General features: G+C 58.0%; 13 protein-coding genes, 1 tRNA gene and 1 pseudogene. All 15 read left to right on the top strand.

Features of this window, described 5'->3' with window-relative positions; translation table 11 throughout:
- Positions 1–95: pseudogene (locus GSQ77_RS07215) on the top strand (elongation factor Tu); the annotation flags it as partial.
- Positions 96–156: 61 nt separating this feature from the next.
- Positions 157–232 (top strand) — tRNA-Trp (locus tag GSQ77_RS07210).
- Between the two features lie 35 nt (positions 233–267).
- The gene (gene secE, locus GSQ77_RS07205; RefSeq protein WP_158900546.1) at positions 268–648 is read left to right on the top strand and encodes a preprotein translocase subunit SecE; all 381 of its coding nucleotides are present in this window, start codon (positions 268–270) and stop codon (positions 646–648) included.
- Between the two features lies 1 nt (position 649).
- The gene (gene nusG / locus GSQ77_RS07200; protein WP_158900544.1) at positions 650–1204 is read left to right on the top strand and encodes a transcription termination/antitermination protein NusG; all 555 of its coding nucleotides are present in this window, start codon (positions 650–652) and stop codon (positions 1202–1204) included.
- A 142-nt stretch (positions 1205–1346) separates the two neighbouring features.
- Entirely contained in the window at positions 1347–1778 is a 432-nt protein-coding gene (rplK, locus tag GSQ77_RS07195) for a 50S ribosomal protein L11 (protein WP_158900542.1), read from the top strand.
- On the top strand, positions 1779–2477 hold the full coding sequence (rplA, locus tag GSQ77_RS07190) for a 50S ribosomal protein L1 (protein WP_158900539.1): 699 nt from the start codon (positions 1779–1781) through the stop codon (positions 2475–2477).
- 306 nt (positions 2478–2783) lie between these two features.
- Positions 2784–3281 (top strand): 50S ribosomal protein L10, encoded by a 498-nt coding sequence (gene rplJ / locus GSQ77_RS07185; RefSeq protein ID WP_158900548.1) that lies wholly within the window; start codon positions 2784–2786, stop codon positions 3279–3281.
- Between the two features lie 90 nt (positions 3282–3371).
- Entirely contained in the window at positions 3372–3746 is a 375-nt protein-coding gene (gene rplL / locus GSQ77_RS07180) for a 50S ribosomal protein L7/L12 (RefSeq protein WP_158900537.1), read from the top strand.
- 401 nt (positions 3747–4147) lie between these two features.
- Positions 4148–8257, top strand: a complete 4110-nt coding sequence (gene rpoB, locus GSQ77_RS07175; RefSeq protein WP_158900535.1) for a DNA-directed RNA polymerase subunit beta — start codon at positions 4148–4150, stop codon at positions 8255–8257.
- Between the two features lie 21 nt (positions 8258–8278).
- Entirely contained in the window at positions 8279–12520 is a 4242-nt protein-coding gene (gene rpoC, locus GSQ77_RS07170; protein WP_158900533.1) for a DNA-directed RNA polymerase subunit beta', read from the top strand.
- A gap of 220 nt (positions 12521–12740) precedes the next feature.
- A complete protein-coding gene (recQ, locus tag GSQ77_RS07165) occupies positions 12741–14582 on the top strand; it encodes a DNA helicase RecQ (protein WP_158900531.1) in 1842 nt (613 codons plus the stop codon).
- Positions 14583–14808: 226 nt separating this feature from the next.
- On the top strand, positions 14809–15189 hold the full coding sequence (gene rpsL, locus GSQ77_RS07160; protein WP_158900529.1) for a 30S ribosomal protein S12: 381 nt from the start codon (positions 14809–14811) through the stop codon (positions 15187–15189).
- A gap of 205 nt (positions 15190–15394) precedes the next feature.
- Positions 15395–15865 carry a 30S ribosomal protein S7 gene (gene rpsG / locus GSQ77_RS07155; RefSeq protein ID WP_158900527.1) on the top strand — a complete coding sequence of 157 codons (471 nt, stop codon included), beginning with the start codon at positions 15395–15397 and terminating at the stop codon, positions 15863–15865.
- A 124-nt stretch (positions 15866–15989) separates the two neighbouring features.
- Complete coding sequence (gene fusA, locus GSQ77_RS07150; RefSeq protein ID WP_158900525.1) at positions 15990–18092, top strand: elongation factor G; 2103 nt, start codon at positions 15990–15992, stop codon at positions 18090–18092.
- A 96-nt stretch (positions 18093–18188) separates the two neighbouring features.
- Positions 18189–18304, top strand: a 116-nt coding sequence (locus tag GSQ77_RS07145; RefSeq protein WP_254067505.1) for a GTP-binding protein, incomplete at its 3' end; no start/stop codon positions are given.

The following is an 18304-nucleotide window of genomic DNA, read 5'->3' as shown; positions in this document are numbered from 1 at the left end:
TCAACCCGATCGCGATGGAAGTGGGCCTGCGCTTCGCTATCCGTGAAGGCGGTCGTACCGTCGGCGCCGGCGTCGTGTCGACCATCATCGCTTAAGTTGTAGCGGGTTGGAAAGTTCTATGGGGGTTGGTCGTTAGACTAACCCCACATTGGTTTTAGGGGTATAGCTCAACTGGCAGAGCGTCGGTCTCCAAAACCGAAGGTTGGGGGTTCGATTCCCTCTGCCCCTGCCAAACAAAGCGCCGAAGTGTGGCGCGATTAAGGTGTTATGGCGAATCCTTCCGTCGAAACTGTAAATACCGCAAGCGACAAGTTGATGTTGGCTGCAGCGGTAGTGTTGGCGGTTGCTGGCGTGGCTGGGTTTAGCATTCTGAGCAACCAAGAGTGGTACGTTCGTGGCGCGGTGCTGGCATTGGGCCTGGGCGCGGGCGTTGTAGTGGCATTGCTGTCGATGACGGGCAAGACGTTTATCGGCTTCGCGAAAGACTCCTATCGCGAAGTGCGCAAAGTCGTTTGGCCGTCACGCAAGGAGGCCGGGCAAACTACCCTGGTAGTTTTCGGTTTCGTAATGGTAATGGCCATCTACCTGTGGGGAAGCGACAAGACCATAGAGTATGTGATTTTTTCGCTAATTCTAGGGTGGAAATAATATGACCGATACTGCTGCCACCGGTGGCAAGCGCTGGTATGTCGTGCACGCCTACTCCGGCATGGAGAAGAGCGTGCAGCGTGCGCTTCAGGAGCGCATTGAGCGCGCCGACATGCAGGATCGCTTCGGCAAGATTCTGGTTCCGACCGAAGAGGTCGTTGAAATCAAGAACGGGCAAAAGTCCGTTACGGAGCGCCGGTTTTTTCCGGGCTACGTGCTTGTTGAAATGGAAATGACAGACGAAACGTGGCATTTGGTCAAGAACACGGCCAAGGTTACCGGCTTCGTCGGCGGAGCTCGCAACCGCCCGAGCCCGATCTCGCAACGCGAAGTCGACAAAATCATGTCGCAGATGCAGGAAGGGGTCGAGAAGCCGCGGCCGAAAACGCTGTTCGAGGTGGGCGAATTGGTGCGCGTCAAGGACGGCCCGTTCACGGACTTCAATGGCAGCGTCGAAGAGGTCAACTACGAGAAATCGCGTGTGCGTGTGTCCGTGACCATCTTTGGTCGTGCTACGCCGGTCGAGCTCGAATTCGGCCAAGTCGAGAAAGTTTGAGTATTGTGGTGTCTCTACTCGAGACGCCGCTTTTCGCGTTTGCGGTCCGCGTATTGGCCGCTGAGGAGCGTCAGTAGGAATTAAACTTCCGAACGCGCGCTACCACTCACCGAACGCTCCGCGTTCAATCGAGGTTTTCAATATGGCCAAGAAGATCATCGGCTTTATCAAGCTGCAGATTCCTGCAGGTAAAGCCAATCCCTCACCGCCGGTCGGCCCAGCACTGGGTCAACGCGGTTTGAATATCATGGAGTTCTGCAAGGCGTTCAACGCACAGACGCAAGCTATGGAACCGGGTCTGCCGATTCCTGTTGTGATCACTGCGTTCGCTGACAAGAGCTTTACGTTTGTCCTGAAGACGCCTCCGGCAACCGTGCTGATCAAGAAGGCAGCACAGGTCACCAAGGGCTCGCCCAAGCCGCATACCGACAAGGTAGGCAAGATCACGCGTGCTCAAGCCGAAGAAATCGCCAAGAGCAAAATGCCTGACCTGACCGCGTCTGATTTGGACGCCGCTGTGCGTACGATCGCCGGTAGCGCCCGTTCGATGGGTATCACTGTGGAGGGTGTGTAAATGGCCAAGATTTCTAAACGCCTGAAGGCACTCACTGCGAAGATCGATACGCAAAAGCTGTATACGCTCGACGACGCTCTGAAGCTGGTCAAGGAATGCGCAACCGCGAAGTTCGACGAATCGATCGACGTGGCAGTGCAGCTCGGCATCGACGCCAAGAAGTCGGACCAAGTGGTGCGTGGCGCCGTGGTTCTGCCGGCTGGTACCGGCAAGTCGGTTCGCGTGGCTGTATTTGCACAAGGCGAGAAAGCCGAGCAAGCACGTGCAGCTGGCGCTGATATCGTCGGTATGGAAGACCTGGCTGAGCAAGTCAAAGCGGGTAACCTGAATTTCGACGTCGTGATCGCTTCGCCGGACACGATGCGCGTCGTGGGTACGTTGGGCCAGATTCTCGGTCCGCGCGGCCTGATGCCTAACCCGAAAGTGGGTACGGTGACTGCTGACGTCGCAACTGCCGTCAAGAACGCGAAAGCGGGTCAAGTGCAATTCCGTGTCGACAAAGGCGGGATCATCCACGCCACGATCGGCCGCGCGTCATTCGAAGCAACCGCTTTGCGCAGCAACTTGTCGGCTCTGGTCGAAGCGTTGCAAAAAGCCAAGCCGACGACGAGCAAAGGCGTGTATCTGCGCAAGATCGCCTTGTCGAGCACGATGGGCATCGGCGTGCGCGTCGATCAAAGCACGCTCGCAGCACAGTAATAAGACTTTGCTGTGAGGCGACAAGCCTCGCAGCGATTAAAGGGCTTTGGGCGGTTGCATGGGTCGATAGACGTATGCAACCGGTTGTCAAAGACCGTTGGCGGATCTGCAGTTGTTGGGCAAATCCTTAATGTAAGCCAACGCAGATGGCGAACCCGAACAAGTTTTGTAGCATCGAATCGGTTAGCTCGAAAGAGCGCTGTTTAAGATACTCCTGACCTCGGACGCCGTTGTTGGAACGCGATGGACAGTGTACGGCGCGCATCCCGCCGCCGTGCAAAGCTCATCCAATCTGGAGGTTTAACCGTGCCACTCAATAGAGAAGATAAACAGGCCGTCGTGGCTGAGATTTCCGCGAAAGTTGCGAAAGCTCAGACCATCGTACTGGCTGAATATCGTGGAATCGCGGTTGGCGATCTGACCAAGCTGCGCGCGAAAGCGCGTGAGCAAAAGGTGTACCTTCGCGTGTTGAAAAACACGTTGGCGCGTCGCGCCGTCGAAGGCACGGCTTTTGCTGGCCTGGCCGAACAGATGACCGGTCCCCTGATCTACGGCATCTCTGAAGATGCAGTTGCTGCAGCGAAAGTCGTCAACGACTTCGCTAAAAGCAACGACAAGTTGGTCATTCGATCGGGCGCCTTCGAAGGCAAGATGCTGGACAAAGCCGAAGTTCAGGCTCTGGCCAACATTCCTAGCCGCGAAGAACTGCTCGCCAAGTTGCTGGGTGTCATGCAAGCACCTGTTTCCGGCTTTGCCCGTGCACTCGCTGCACTGGCCGCACAGAAACAGGGCGAAGAAGCTTAACGATCCGCGCGAGTTCGCCGTCTGGCGGCCTCGCAAAGAGAGTGGGCTTACCGCTGACCTGAAATTGATCAAACATTAGGAGTAGTTCAAATGGCAATCGCAAAAGAAGACATCCTGGAAGCCGTAGGCTCGATGTCGGTTCTGGAACTGAACGACCTGGTCAAGGCTTTTGAAGAAAAGTTTGGCGTGTCGGCGGCATCGTTGGCAGTGGCTGGCCCCGCAGGCGGCGGCGCTGCTGCAGTGGTGGAAGAGCAGACCGAATTCACGGTTAACCTGCTCGAAATCGGCGCAAACAAGGTATCGGTTATTAAGGCAGTTCGCGAACTGACCGGCCTGGGTCTGAAGGAAGCTAAAGACCTGGTCGACGGTGCACCGAAGCCTGTTAAGGAATCGGTACCGAAGGCTGCTGCTGAAGAAGCCAAGAAGAAGTTGGAAGAAGCAGGCGCGAAGGCTGAAATCAAGTAATTCGCGTATGTTTGCGGAAAGGCTGGCGGCGAAATGTCCGTCAGCCTTTTTGTGCTTTGTAGAGAATAGGCATTAAAGCGCGCTTCGGGCGCATTGAATCACTGAAGAAAGTCGCCGCGGCGTCGCAGTTTTTGCGCTCAAGCGGTTCTAGATGCCAAAGAGAAAAATCGCTGCAAGACGGTGTTTCTCTTTGTCTTCTGAAGCGACTGCAGAAGGCAAGTTTGGTCGGGTAGCGGGCAACATAGGCATCCGCTGCCGTCAGCCATGGTTGGTAGCGGCCAACCACCAAGCTTTTTCGCTCGTATTTTTGCCTGACGGCAAAAGCACGGGCATCGGGTCTCAGTCGGTGAACACTGGCCAACCTCGTCGAAAGACAGAGCCTGCCGTGATTCGGAGTTCGTATGCAATATTCCTTCACCGAGAAAAAGCGTATTCGCAAGAGTTTTGCGAAACGCCCGATCGTTCACCAAGTTCCATTTCTTCTGGCAACGCAGCTTGAATCGTTCAGTACGTTCTTGCAAGCGGATACGTCAGTCACCCTGCGCAAGCCGGAAGGTTTGCAGGCTGCATTCAATTCGGTTTTTCCGATTGTCTCGCACAATGGTTTCGCTCGTCTCGAGTTTGTCAGCTATATGCTGTCGCCTCCGGCCTTCGACGTCAAGGAATGTCAGCAACGTGGGCTGACATTTTGTTCGGCTTTGCGCGCGAAAGTGCGCCTCGTGTTGCTCGACAAAGAGTCGCCGAGCAAGCCGGTGGTAAAAGAAATCAAGGAACAAGAAGTCTATATGGGCGAAATTCCGCTCATGACTTCGACGGGTTCCTTCGTCATCAACGGGACAGAACGGGTCATCGTTTCGCAGCTGCATCGCTCGCCGGGCGTGTTCTTCGAACACGACAAGGGCAAGACGCACAGCTCGGGCAAACTGCTGTTCTCGGCACGTATCATTCCTTACCGTGGTTCGTGGCTCGATTTCGAGTTCGATCCCAAAGACATTTTGTATTTCCGTGTCGACCGCCGTCGCAAGATGCCGGTGACGATTTTGCTGAAGGCCATTGGCCTGACGCCGGAACAGATCCTCGCGAACTTCTTCGTGTTCGACAACTTCGCCCTGATGGATCAGGGTGCGCAAGTCGAATTCGTGGCCGAACGCCTGCGCGGCGAAGTCGCGCGCTTCGACATCACGGATCGTGACGGCAACGTCATCGTTCAGAAAGACAAGCGGATCAACGCCAAGCACATTCGCGATCTGGAAACCGCCAAGACGAAGTTCATCTCGGTGCCGGAAGACTACCTGCTCGGCCGCGTGCTTGCGAAGAACGTGATCGATGGCGATACCGGCGAAGTGATGGCCAGCGCCAATGAAGAGATCACCGAAAGCGTGATGGTCAAGCTGCGCGAAGCGAAGATCAAGGATATCCAGACGCTCTATACGAACGACCTGGACCAAGGTCCGTACATCTCGCAAACGCTGCGCAACGACGAAACGGTCGACAAGACCGCCGCACGCATCGCGATTTATCGCATGATGCGCCCGGGCGAACCGCCGACCGAAGAAGCCGTCGAGGCGCTCTTCAACCGGCTGTTCTATAGCGAAGATGCCTACGACCTGTCGAAAGTGGGTCGTATGAAGTTCAACCGCCGCGTGGGCCGCGATGAAATCATCGGGCCGATGACGCTGCAGGACGACGACATTCTCGCGACCATCAAGATCCTGGTCGAGTTGCGTAACGGCAAGGGCGAAGTCGACGACATCGATCACCTCGGTAATCGCCGTGTGCGTTGCGTGGGCGAACTGGCGGAAAACCAATTCCGTGCCGGTCTGGTTCGCGTCGAACGCGCGGTCAAGGAACGCCTCGGTCAAGCCGAAAGCGAAAACCTGATGCCGCACGACCTGATTAACTCGAAGCCGATTTCTTCGGCGATTCGCGAGTTCTTCGGATCGTCACAGCTGTCGCAGTTTATGGACCAAACCAACCCGCTGTCGGAAATCACCCACAAGCGCCGTGTTTCGGCACTGGGCCCGGGCGGTTTGACGCGCGAACGTGCAGGCTTTGAAGTGCGCGACGTGCATCCGACCCACTATGGCCGTGTGTGTCCGATTGAAACGCCGGAAGGTCCGAACATCGGGCTGATCAACTCGCTCGCGCTGTACGCGCACTTGAACGAGTATGGTTTCCTCGAAACGCCGTACCGCAAGGTTGAAGACGGCAAGGTCACCGACAAGATCGATTACCTGTCGGCGATCGAAGAAGGCCGTTATGTGATCGCTCAGGCGAACGCGGCAGTCGACGAAACGAACGGTACGCTGACCGACGAGCTGGTGTCGTCGCGTGAAGCCGGCGAAACGCTGATGGTTACGCCGGACCGCATCCAGTACATGGATGTGGCGCCGTCGCAGATCGTCTCGGTGGCAGCTTCCTTGATTCCGTTCCTGGAACACGATGACGCGAACCGTGCTTTGATGGGTTCGAACATGCAGCGCCAGGCTGTGCCTTGCTTGCGTCCTGAAAAGGCGTTGGTCGGTACCGGTATCGAACGTACGGTGGCAGTCGACTCGGGCACCACGGTGCAAGCGTTCCGCGGTGGCGTGGTGGATTACGTCGACGCAGGCCGTATCGTAATTCGAGTGAACGACGACGAAGCCGTTGCTGGCGAAGTTGGCGTCGACATCTACAACCTGATCAAGTACACGCGTTCGAACCAGAACACCAACATCAACCAGCGTCCCATCGTTAAAGTGGGCGACAAGGTTGCGCGCGGTGACGTGGTGGCTGACGGTGCATCGACCGATATCGGCGAACTGGCCCTGGGCCAGAACATGCTGGTCGCGTTCATGCCATGGAACGGCTATAACTTCGAAGATTCGATCTTGATCTCGGAGAAGGTTGTTGCTGAAGATCGCTATACCTCGATTCATATCGAAGAACTGAACGTCGTCGCACGCGATACCAAGCTGGGACCGGAAGAAATCACCCGTGATATCTCCAACCTCGCGGAAGTCCAGCTCGGGCGCCTCGACGATTCGGGCATCATCTACATCGGTGCTGAAGTCGAAGCGGGCGATGTGCTGGTGGGCAAGGTTACGCCGAAGGGCGAAACCCAGCTCACGCCTGAGGAAAAACTGCTGCGCGCCATTTTTGGTGAGAAGGCTTCGGACGTTAAAGACACGTCGCTGCGCGTGCCCTCGGGCATGACTGGCACCGTGATTGACGTGCAGGTATTCACGCGCGAAGGCATTCAACGCGACAAGCGTGCCCAGCAGATCATCGACGACGAACTGAAGCGCTATCGCCTGGACTTGAACGACCAGTTGCGTATTGTCGAAGGCGATGCGTTCCAGCGTCTGGCGCGCATGCTGGTCGGCAAGGTCGTCAATGGCGGTCCGAAGAAGATCGCCAAAGGCACCAAGCTGACGCAGGAATACCTGACGGATCTCGAACACTATCATTGGTTCGACATTCGCCTGGCTGACGACGAAGCGGCAGCGCAACTCGAAGCGATCAAGGAATCGATCGAACAGAAGCGCCATCAATTCGATCTGAACTTCGAAGAGAAGCGCAAGAAGCTGACGCAAGGCGACGAATTGCCGCCGGGCGTGCTGAAAATGGTCAAGGTCTACCTCGCGGTCAAGCGTCGCTTGCAGCCAGGTGACAAGATGGCCGGTCGTCACGGTAACAAAGGTGTGGTCTCGAAGATCACCCCGGTCGAAGACATGCCGTATATGGCTGACGGCACCCCGGCTGACATCGTGCTGAACCCGTTGGGCGTACCTTCACGGATGAACGTCGGGCAGGTGCTCGAAGTCCACCTGGGCTGGGCCGCGAAGGGTCTGGGTCATCGGATCGGTGACATGTTGCGCACGCAGAAGAAAGCGGCGGAAATGCGTGAATTCCTGATCAAGATCTACAACGAAAGCGGCCGTGCGGAAGCGCTGGCCGACTTCAGCGACGAAGAAATCCTGGACCTCGCGCATAACCTGCGTGAAGGCGTGCCGTTTGCGACGCCTGTGTTCGATGGCGCAACCGAGGAAGAAATCTCGCGCGCACTCGATCTCGCGTATCCGGACGATATCGCCAAGCAGCTCGGCATGACCAAGTCGAAGAATCAGGTGACCCTGTATGACGGACGTACCGGCGAGGCGTTTGAGCGCACCGTGACGGTCGGCTACATGCACATGCTGAAGCTGCATCACTTGGTCGACGACAAGATGCACGCACGCTCCACCGGCCCGTACTCGCTGGTGACGCAGCAACCGTTGGGCGGTAAAGCCCAGTTCGGTGGCCAGCGTTTCGGTGAGATGGAAGTGTGGGCGCTCGAAGCGTATGGCGCTTCGTACGTGCTGCAGGAAATGCTGACCGTCAAGTCGGACGATGTGAACGGCCGTACCAAGGTGTATGAGAACCTGGTCAAGGGCGATCACGTCATCGACGCGGGCATGCCTGAGTCGTTCAATGTGCTGGTGAAAGAAATCCGTTCGCTGGGTATCGACATCGATCTGGACCGGAATTAATCGGACTACCTGGAGAAAGCAATGAAAGCTCTGCTCGATCTGTTCAAGCAAGTCCAACAAGATGAAGTTTTTGATGCCATCAAGATTGGCCTGGCATCGCCGGACAAAATCCGGTCCTGGTCTTTTGGTGAAGTCAAAAAGCCGGAAACCATCAACTATCGCACCTTCAAACCGGAGCGTGATGGCCTGTTTTGCGCCAAGATTTTTGGTCCGATCAAGGACTACGAATGCCTGTGCGGCAAATACAAGCGCCTGAAGCATCGCGGCGTGATCTGCGAGAAGTGCGGCGTTGAAGTGACGTTGGCCAAGGTCCGCCGTGAGCGGATGGGCCATATCGAACTCGCCTCGCCGGTGGCGCACATCTGGTTTTTGAAGAGCCTGCCTAGCCGTCTCGGCATGGTGCTCGACATGACCCTGCGCGACATCGAACGCGTGCTGTACTTCGAAGCGTACGTCGTGATCGAACCGGGCATGACGCCGCTGAAGAAGTCGCAGATCATGACCGAGGAAGATTACTACGCCAAGGTCGAAGAGTACGGCGACGAATTCCGCGCTGAAATGGGTGCGGAAGGCGTGCGTGAACTGCTGCGTGCAATCGACATCGATGCCCAGGTTGAACACCTGCGCGCCGAGTTGAAAGTCACGGGTTCGGAAGCCAAGATCAAGAAGTACGCGAAGCGCCTGAAAGTACTCGAGGCTTTCCAGCGTTCGGGCATCAAGCCCGACTGGATGGTGCTCGAAGTGCTGCCGGTGTTGCCGCCGGAACTGCGTCCGCTGGTGCCGTTGGATGGCGGTCGTTTCGCCACCTCGGACTTGAACGACCTGTACCGTCGCGTGATCAACCGTAACAACCGTTTGAAACGCCTGCTCGAATTGAAGGCTCCGGAAATCATCGTGCGCAACGAAAAGCGCATGCTGCAGGAAGCCGTCGATTCGCTGCTGGACAACGGTCGCCGCGGTAAGGCGATGACGGGCGCCAACAAGCGTCCGCTGAAGTCGCTCGCCGACATGATCAAGGGCAAGGGCGGTCGTTTCCGTCAAAACTTGCTGGGCAAGCGCGTCGACTACTCGGGCCGTTCCGTCATCGTGGTGGGCCCGACGCTCAAGTTGCACCAGTGCGGTCTGCCCAAGTTGATGGCGCTCGAGCTGTTCAAGCCGTTCATTTTCCACAAGTTGGAAGTGATGGGCGTAGCTACCACCATCAAGGCGGCGAAGAAGGAAGTCGAAAACCAGACCGCAATTGTCTGGGATATCCTGGAAGAAGTGATCCGTGAACATCCGGTCATGCTGAACCGCGCACCGACGCTGCACCGCTTGGGTATCCAGGCGTTCGAGCCGGTGCTGATCGAAGGCAAGGCAATCCAGCTGCATCCGCTGGTTTGCGCGGCGTTCAACGCCGACTTTGACGGTGACCAGATGGCTGTTCACGTGCCGCTGTCGCTGGAAGCGCAGATGGAAGCGCGTACCCTGATGCTGGCCTCGAACAACGTGTTGTTCCCGGCTAACGGCGATCCTTCGATCGTGCCGTCGCAGGATATCGTGTTGGGCCTGTATTTCGCGACTCGCGAAAAGGTCAATGGCCGTGGCGAAGGGATGACCTTCACCGGTGTGAGCGAAGCGATTCGCGCGTACGAAAACAAGGAAGTCGAACTGGCTTCGCGCGTGAACGTGCGTATCACCGAAATGGTCGCTAACGAAGATACGTCGGAAGGCGCACCGAAGTTCGTGCCCAAGATCTCGTTGTTCGCGACCACGGTCGGCCGCTCGATCCTGTCGGAAATCTTGCCGCCGGGGCTGCCCTTCACCGTGCTGAACAAGCCGCTGAAGAAGAAGGAAATTTCGCGCCTGATCAACACGGCGTTTCGCCGTTGCGGTCTGCGCGAGACGGTGATTTTCGCCGACCAGCTGATGCAGTCGGGTTTCCGCTTGGCTACGCGCGCCGGTATCTCGATTTGCGTCGACGACATGCTCGTGCCGCCGCAGAAAGAAACCATCGTCAATGACGCGGCCAAGAAGGTCAAGGAATACGACCGTCAGTACATGTCGGGTCTGGTGACTTCGCAAGAGCGCTACAACAACGTGGTCGACATCTGGTCGGCGACGTCGGAAGCGGTCGGCAAGTCGATGATGGAACAGCTCTCGACCGAACGCACGATAGACCGCGATGGCAAGGAAGTGTCGCAGGAATCGTTCAACTCGATCTACATGATGGCTGACTCGGGCGCACGCGGTTCCGCTGTGCAGATTCGCCAGCTGGCCGGTATGCGTGGCCTGATGGCGAAGCCGGATGGCTCGATCATCGAGACGCCGATCACGGCGAACTTCCGCGAAGGCCTGAACGTGCTGCAGTACTTCATCTCGACCCACGGTGCACGTAAGGGTCTGGCTGATACGGCATTGAAGACAGCGAACTCGGGTTACCTGACTCGCCGTCTGGTCGACGTGACGCAGGATCTGGTCGTGGTCGAGGAAGATTGCGGCACCAGCAACGGTGTGGCGATGAAAGCCTTGGTTGAAGGCGGTGAAGTCGTGGAAGCGTTGCGTGACCGGATCCTCGGTCGCGTCACGGTGGCCGACGTCGTCGATCCGGAAACCCAGGAAACCTTGTACGACACCGGCACCTTGCTGGACGAAGATTCGGTCGAGGACATCGAACGCCGCGGTATCGACGAAGTGCGCGTGCGCACGCCGTTGACCTGCGCCACGCGCTACGGTCTGTGCGCAAGCTGCTATGGCCGCGATCTGGGTCGTGGTTCGCGCGTCAACGTCGGCGAAGCGGTTGGTGTGATCGCGGCTCAGTCGATCGGCGAGCCGGGCACGCAGCTCACGATGCGTACGTTCCACATCGGTGGCGCCGCATCGCGTGCAGCAGTGGCGTCGAGCGTTGAAGCGAAGTCCAACGGTACCGTGCGTTTCACGGTGACGATGCGTTACGTCACGAATGCGAAGGGCGAGCAGATCGTCATCTCGCGTTCGGGCGAAGCGATGATCACCGACGACCACGGCCGCGAGCGCGAACGCCATAAGATTCCTTACGGCGCGACCTTGCTGCAACTCGATGGCTCGCAGATCAAGGCCGGTACGCAATTGGCTGGCTGGGATCCGCTGACGCGCCCGATCATCACCGAATACGGTGGTCAGGTTCGTTTCGAAAACGTCGAAGAAGGCGTGACGGTAGCCAAGCAGATCGACGATGTAACCGGTCTTTCGACCTTGGTCGTGATCGATCCGAAGCGCCGCGGTTCGCAAGCGGTGAAAAGCGTGCGTCCGCAGGTCAAGTTGCTCGACACCAATGGCGACGAAGTGAAGATTCCGGGCACCGATCACGCAGTGGCGATCGGTTTCCAGGTTGGCGCACTGATTACCGTCAAGGATGGTCAGCAAGTGCAGGTGGGTGAAGTGCTCGCGCGGATCCCGACCGAATCGCAAAAGACGCGCGACATTACCGGTGGTTTGCCGCGTGTGGCCGAACTGTTCGAAGCCCGTTCACCGAAAGACGCCGGCATTCTTGCCGAAGTCACTGGTACCGTTTCGTTCGGCAAGGACACCAAGGGCAAGCAGCGTCTGGTCATTACCGACCTCGATGGCGTCCAGCACGAATTCCTGATTACCAAGGAAAAGCAAGTGCTGGTGCATGACGGCCAAGTGGTGAACAAGGGTGAAATGATCGTTGACGGTCCGGCTGACCCGCACGATATTCTGCGTTTGCAGGGTGTCGAGGCGCTGGCCCGCTATATCGTCGACGAAGTGCAGGACGTGTACCGCTTGCAAGGCGTGAAGATCAACGACAAGCATATTGAAGTGATCGTGCGTCAGATGCTACGCCGCGTGCAAATCACCGACAACGGCGATACGCGTTTCATTCCGGGTGAACAAGTCGAGCGGTCGGATATGCTCGACGAGAACGACCGGATGACAGCGGACGACAAGCGTCCTTCGACCTACGACAACGTACTGCTGGGTATTACCAAGGCATCGCTGTCGACCGATTCGTTCATCTCCGCGGCTTCCTTCCAGGAAACCACGCGAGTGCTGACCGAAGCGGCGATCATGGGCAAGCGCGACGATTTGCGCGGGCTGAAAGAAAACGTGATCGTGGGTCGTTTGATCCCGGCAGGTACCGGTCTTGCCTTCCACAAGGCGCGTAAAGCTCGCGAGCAATCAGAGCGCGAGCGTTTCGACCAGATCGCAGCCGAAGAAGAAGTGACCTTCGACTTCGCGACGCCTGAAACGCCGGCTGAGCAGCAACAGCCTACCGAGTAAGCGTAAGCGGTTTGACGCTGAGTAAAAACGGCCCCTTCGGGGGCCGTTTTTTTTGCTCTGCGGCCCCCCAAGAGCCTCTCCACGAGGCTCCCGGCGCGAGTTCCGACGCCGTTCCATCGTCTGACTGAACGACCAATCTCTCAATACGGGCGCAGGCTTGGTAAACTGACGCTTTGTTGCTTGCCTGTTGAGATCCGTTCTCGGCAAACCACGGGATTCCATGTCGCGCTGCCTCGCCGTTTTAAACGAAGTATTTGGTTACCCTGCATTTCGCGGACCGCAGGCCGAAATCGTCGAGCATGTCGCCGCCGGAGGCGATTGCCTGGTTCTCATGCCCACGGGCGGTGGTAAATCGCTGTGCTTCCAGATTCCGTCCTTGGTGCGGCGCGAAGCCGGGTACGGCGTCGGCATCGTTGTTTCGCCGCTGATCGCGTTGATGCAAGACCAGGTAGCTGCCTTGACCGAAGCCGGCGTAAAGGCCGCGCATCTGAATTCGTCGTTGAGCGGGGCCGAGATGGCCGCGACCGAGCGCGCGCTGCTGCGTGGCGAGATCGAGATCCTCTACGTGGCGCCGGAGCGCCTGATGACGGCGCGATTTATCGATCTGCTCGAACGCATCCCCGTTGCCCTGTTTGCTATTGACGAAGCCCACTGCGTATCGCAGTGGGGGCATGATTTCCGTCCGGAATATATTCAGCTCTCGATGTTGCATGAGCGGTTTCCTGGCATTCCACGTATTGCACTGACGGCGACCGCTGACGCGCAGACTCGTGACGAAATCATCGAACGGCTCGCATTGGATGACGCGCGGATCTTTATCTCCAGTTTCGATCGTCCCAATATCCGTTACCGCATCGTCGAGAAAGACAACGCACGCAGCCAATTGCTCGATTTTATTCGCGCGGAGCATCGCCACCCGACCGGCACCGACGCGGGCATCGTCTATTGCCTGTCGCGGCGCAAGGTGGACGAGACCGCCGAGTGGCTCAAGACCCAGGGCATCAACGCGTTGCCCTACCACGCTGGAATGGACGCGCAGATCCGCCAACGTCACCAACAAATGTTCCAGCACGACGAGGGCGTGGTGATGGTGGCCACGATTGCGTTTGGGATGGGCATAGACAAACCCGACGTACGGTTCGTCGCGCATATGGATCTGCCCAAAAGCATCGAAGGGTATTACCAGGAAACCGGGCGCGCCGGACGTGACGGCCTGGCCGCGAACGCCTGGATGGCCTATGGCCTGGGCGACGTGGTCCAGCAGCGCCGTATGATCGACGAATCGGAGGCCGACGAGGTTCACAAGCGTGTGTCCACCGCCAAGCTCGATGCTCTGCTTGGCCTATGCGAAACCGCGACTTGCCGACGCGTGCGCTTGCTGGACTATTTTGGCGAGCCGAGTCAGCCTTGCGGCAACTGCGACACATGCCTGGAGCCGCCCGATACGTGGGACGCGACCCGCGAAGCGCAAATGGCGCTGTCATGCGTGTATCGCGTCGCGCGTGCCAGCGGCGTTCACTATGGTGCGGGCCATCTGATCGACATCCTGCGTGGGACGGTAACCGAGCGCGTTACCCAGCGCGCTCACCAGACGCTTTCCACCTTTGGGATCGGTGCTGCCCTGGCCGAACCCGAATGGCGAGCAATTTTTCGTCAATTGGTGGCCTACGGCCTGTTGGCGATCGACCACGAAGGCCATGGCGCGCTGGTCTTGACGGACGCGAGCCGCGCGGTACTCAAAGGCGAGCGCAACGTCACGCTGCGGCGTTACGTCAAGCCCACGAAGGTACGGCAAACCGCGCGCAGTGGCGCGCGTACCGATCCTACGGACGGCATGTCAGGCCACCAGCGCGCGCGGTGGGAGCGCCTGCGCAGCTGGCGTGCAGAGACGGCACGCAGCGACGGGGTGCCGGCCTATGTGATCTTCCACGACGCGACCTTGGCAGAGCTGGCCCGCACGGCGCCGGCCACGCTTGCCGAACTGCGTGGCATCCCTGGTATTGGTGTGCGCAAGCTCGAACGTTTCGGCGAAGCGTTGATCGACGCAATCGCCGAGGCTTGAGGGCGATTTCGCCGACAATTTCAGACTGACGTCGCGTCTTCCCTGCTCCAAGTACTTGACCCACTTGGCTATTTCAGATTATTATGCGAGGTTCCGGTTTTTGGTGGATCAATGCGCGACCGCGTCAGGTATGGCGGTGTGCGGAAACCCAAGGCCCGGAAGCGCGGACCGCTTGCCCGGTTCGCATGAAATCTCGGATTTCGTTCTCCATTTGCAGGAATTTACAATGCCAACAATTAATCAACTGGTCCGCAAGGGCCGGGCCTCTGAGGTCGTAAAGAGCAAGAGCCCGGCTTTGCAGGATTGCCCACAGCGCCGCGGCGTGTGCACTCGCGTGTACACCACGACGCCTAAAAAGCCTAACTCCGCATTGCGTAAGGTCGCGAAGGTTCGTTTGACGAACGGCTTCGAAGTCATTTCGTATATCGGTGGTGAAGGCCACAACCTGCAAGAACACTCGGTCGTGCTGATTCGCGGCGGCCGCGTGAAAGACTTGCCGGGTGTGCGCTACCACATGGTGCGCGGCTCGCTGGATACCCAGGGCGTCAAGGATCGTAAGCAATCGCGTTCGAAGTACGGCGCGAAGCGTCCCAAGGCCGGCAAGTAAGCACGTCGGTAGCAGTAAGCAGTCAGTTTTGCAGTAGCGCCTATTGGCGTGTAATTGCGGTGGTGCCGGAATCGCCGGTGCTGCTGAGTAAGTGGTCGCCCGACCAGTATTCGATTCGTCGGGTCAGTTGGCGACCGCGGGGTGATGAAGTTGCATGAATGCTCACGGTGAGCCATGCCCCAACTGAAAAGACAAAGGAAAAGAAATGCCACGTCGTCGTGAAGTCCCCAAGCGGGAAGTATTGCCAGATCCGAAGTTCGGCAATGTTGATGTTGCAAAGTTTATGAACGTGCTGATGCTGTCCGGCAAGAAGTCGGTCGCTGAACGTATCGTTTATGGCGCTTTCGAGCAGATCCAGGGCAAGGCCGGCAAGGACCCCCTGGAAGTGTTCAGCGGTGCGCTGAACAACGTCAAGCCGGTGGTTGAAGTGAAGAGCCGTCGGGTTGGTGGCGCCAATTATCAGGTTCCGGTCGAAGTGCGTCCGTCGCGCCGTATGGCATTGGCGATGCGCTGGTTGCGCGAGGCCGCGAAAAAACGCAGCGAGAAGTCGATGGCGCTGCGCCTGGCAGGCGAATTGCTCGAAGCGTCCGAAGGACGTGGCGGTGCAATGAAGAAACGTGATGAAGTTCACCGTATGGCAGAAGCGAACAAGGCGTTTTCGCACTTCCGCTTCTAATCCTTTCCTAATCGCATAGCGTTAGTAAGAAGGGGTACCGGGCGGGGCGCTGGATGGCGTCTCGCCCGCTTGTGTTGGGGGCGTGCCGGACATGAGTCTGGCGCCCGTTTGATAGAGGATCAAAGTGGCTCGCAAGACACCTATCGAGCGCTACCGCAATATCGGTATTAGCGCTCACATCGACGCCGGCAAAACGACGACGACCGAGCGTATCCTGTTCTATACCGGCGTGAACCATAAGATTGGCGAGGTTCACGACGGCGCTGCAACGATGGACTGGATGGAGCAGGAGCAGGAACGCGGCATCACCATTACGTCGGCAGCTACGACCGCCTTCTGGAAAGGCATGGCCGGCAACTATCCGGAACACCGGATCAATATCATCGACACGCCTGGGCACGTCGACTTCACGATTGAAGTCGAGCGCTCGATGCGTGTGCTCGATGGCGCCTGCATGGTCTATTGTGCTGTGGGCGGCGTTCAGCCACAGTCGGAAACCGTCTGGCGTCAGGCCAACAAGTACAAAGTGCCGCGTCTGGCCTTCGTCAATAAGATGGACCGCACTGGCGCGAATTTCTTCAAGGTTTACGAACAGTTGAAGATGCGCCTGAAGGCGAATCCGGTTCCCGTCGTCGTGCCGATCGGCGCCGAAGAGTCGTTCACCGGCGTCGTCGATCTGCTGAAGATGAAAGCGATCATTTGGGACGAGGCTAGCCAGGGCATCAAATTCGACTACAGCGAGATCCCGGCTGAGTTGCAGGCGACCTGCGACGAATGGCGGGAAAAGATGGTCGAAGCCGCGGCAGAAGCCAACGAAGAGTACATGAACAAGTACCTCGAAGACGGCGATCTGTCGGAAGAGGAAATCGTCAAGGGTCTGCGCGACCGTACGATTGCGTGCGAAATCCAGCCTATGCTGTGTGGCACCGCGTTCAAGAACAAGGGCGTGCAGCGCATGCTCGACGCTGTGATCGATTTCCTGCCGTCGCCGGTGGACATTCCCCCGGTCACGGGCGAAGCCGAGAATGGCGACAAGATCGAACGCCGTGCGGCTGACGACGAGAAGTTCTCGGCGCTCGCATTCAAGATCATGACCGACCCGTTCGTCGGCCAGTTGATTTTCTTCCGCGTGTATTCGGGCAAGATCAATTCGGGCGACACCGTGTACAACGCGGTGAAAGAAAAGAAAGAACGTTTGGGCCGGATTCTTCAGATGCACGCGAACCAGCGTGAAGAACTGAAGGAAGTGTTTGCCGGCGATATCGCCGCTGCGGTTGGCTTGAAAGAAGCCACCACCGGTGACACGCTGTGCGACCCGGATCACCCGATCGTGCTGGAACGGATGATTTTCCCGGAGCCGGTGATTTCGCAGGCAGTCGAGCCGAAGACCAAGGTCGACCAGGAAAAAATGGGTATGGCGCTGAACCGCCTGGCCCAGGAAGATCCGTCGTTCCGTGTGCAGACCGATGAAGAGTCGGGTCAGACGATTATTTCGGGGATGGGCGAGCTCCACCTGGAAATTCTGGTCGACCGGATGCGTCGTGAGTTTGGCGTGGAAGCGACTGTCGGCAAGCCGCAAGTGGCTTACCGCGAAACCATACGCGCTACCTGCGAAGAAGTGGAAGGCAAGTTCGTCAAGCAGTCGGGCGGTCGCGGCCAGTACGGCCACGTTGTGCTCAAGCTCGAGCCGCAGGAACAAGGCAAGGGCTACGAATTCGTCGACGCGATCAAGGGTGGTGTGGTGCCACGCGAATTCATCCCGGCAGTCGACAAGGGCATTACCGAAACGCTGAAGGCCGGCGTGTTGGCCGGTTACCCGGTGGTCGACGTCAAGGTGACGCTGTTCTTCGGCTCGTACCACGATGTGGACTCGAACGAAAACGCCTTCAAGATGGCCGGCTCGATGGGCTTCAAAGAAGGTATGCGCCGTGCCAGCCCGGTGCTGCTCGAGCCGATGATGGCCGTCGAGGTGGAAACGCCTGAGGACTTCATGGGTAACGTGATGGGCGACTTGTCGTCGCGTCGCGGTATCGTGCAGGGCATGGACGACATGGTGGGCGGCGGCAAGATCGTGCGCGCCGAAGTCCCGTTGGCAGAAATGTTCGGATACTCGACGTCGCTGCGCTCGCTGACCCAGGGTCGTGCAACGTACACGATGGAATTCAAGCACTACGCAGAAGCTCCGCGCAATGTCGCTGAGGCTATCATCAGCGCCAAGGGTAAGTAATTTGTCGCGGCAGATTAAACGCATTTAGTTCGGGCGCGCCACGTGGGGCGCCTGAGCAGATGTCCTCCGCTCAACCATTATTGAAAGAAGAGAATCATGGCTAAAGGTAAATTCGAACGGACCAAGCCGCACGTCAACGTCGGCACAATCGGTCACGTTGACCACGGCAAGACGACGCTGACGGCAGCGATCGCAACGGTGTTGTCGTCAAA

The sequence above is a fragment of the Burkholderia sp. L27(2015) genome, from assembly GCF_009765705.1.
Lineage (GTDB): Bacteria > Pseudomonadota > Gammaproteobacteria > Burkholderiales > Burkholderiaceae > LMUX01.
This window is presented reverse-complemented; position numbering and strand designations above follow the sequence as displayed.

What these genes read in the sequence shown, in the direction of transcription:
- rpoB (WP_158900535.1), top strand. Translation starts at nt 4,148, where the DNA reads ATGCAATATTCCTTCACCGAGAAAAAGCGTATTCGCAAGAGTTTTGCG.
- recQ (WP_158900531.1), top strand. Translation starts at nt 12,741, where the DNA reads ATGTCGCGCTGCCTCGCCGTTTTAAACGAAGTATTTGGTTACCCTGCA.
- rplK (WP_158900542.1), top strand. Translation starts at nt 1,347, where the DNA reads ATGGCCAAGAAGATCATCGGCTTTATCAAGCTGCAGATTCCTGCAGGT.
- rpsG (WP_158900527.1), top strand. Translation starts at nt 15,395, where the DNA reads ATGCCACGTCGTCGTGAAGTCCCCAAGCGGGAAGTATTGCCAGATCCG.
- rpsL (WP_158900529.1), top strand. Translation starts at nt 14,809, where the DNA reads ATGCCAACAATTAATCAACTGGTCCGCAAGGGCCGGGCCTCTGAGGTC.
- rplL (WP_158900537.1), top strand. Translation starts at nt 3,372, where the DNA reads ATGGCAATCGCAAAAGAAGACATCCTGGAAGCCGTAGGCTCGATGTCG.
- rplA (WP_158900539.1), top strand. Translation starts at nt 1,779, where the DNA reads ATGGCCAAGATTTCTAAACGCCTGAAGGCACTCACTGCGAAGATCGAT.
- nusG (WP_158900544.1), top strand. Translation starts at nt 650, where the DNA reads ATGACCGATACTGCTGCCACCGGTGGCAAGCGCTGGTATGTCGTGCAC.
- secE (WP_158900546.1), top strand. Translation starts at nt 268, where the DNA reads ATGGCGAATCCTTCCGTCGAAACTGTAAATACCGCAAGCGACAAGTTG.
- rpoC (WP_158900533.1), top strand. Translation starts at nt 8,279, where the DNA reads ATGAAAGCTCTGCTCGATCTGTTCAAGCAAGTCCAACAAGATGAAGTT.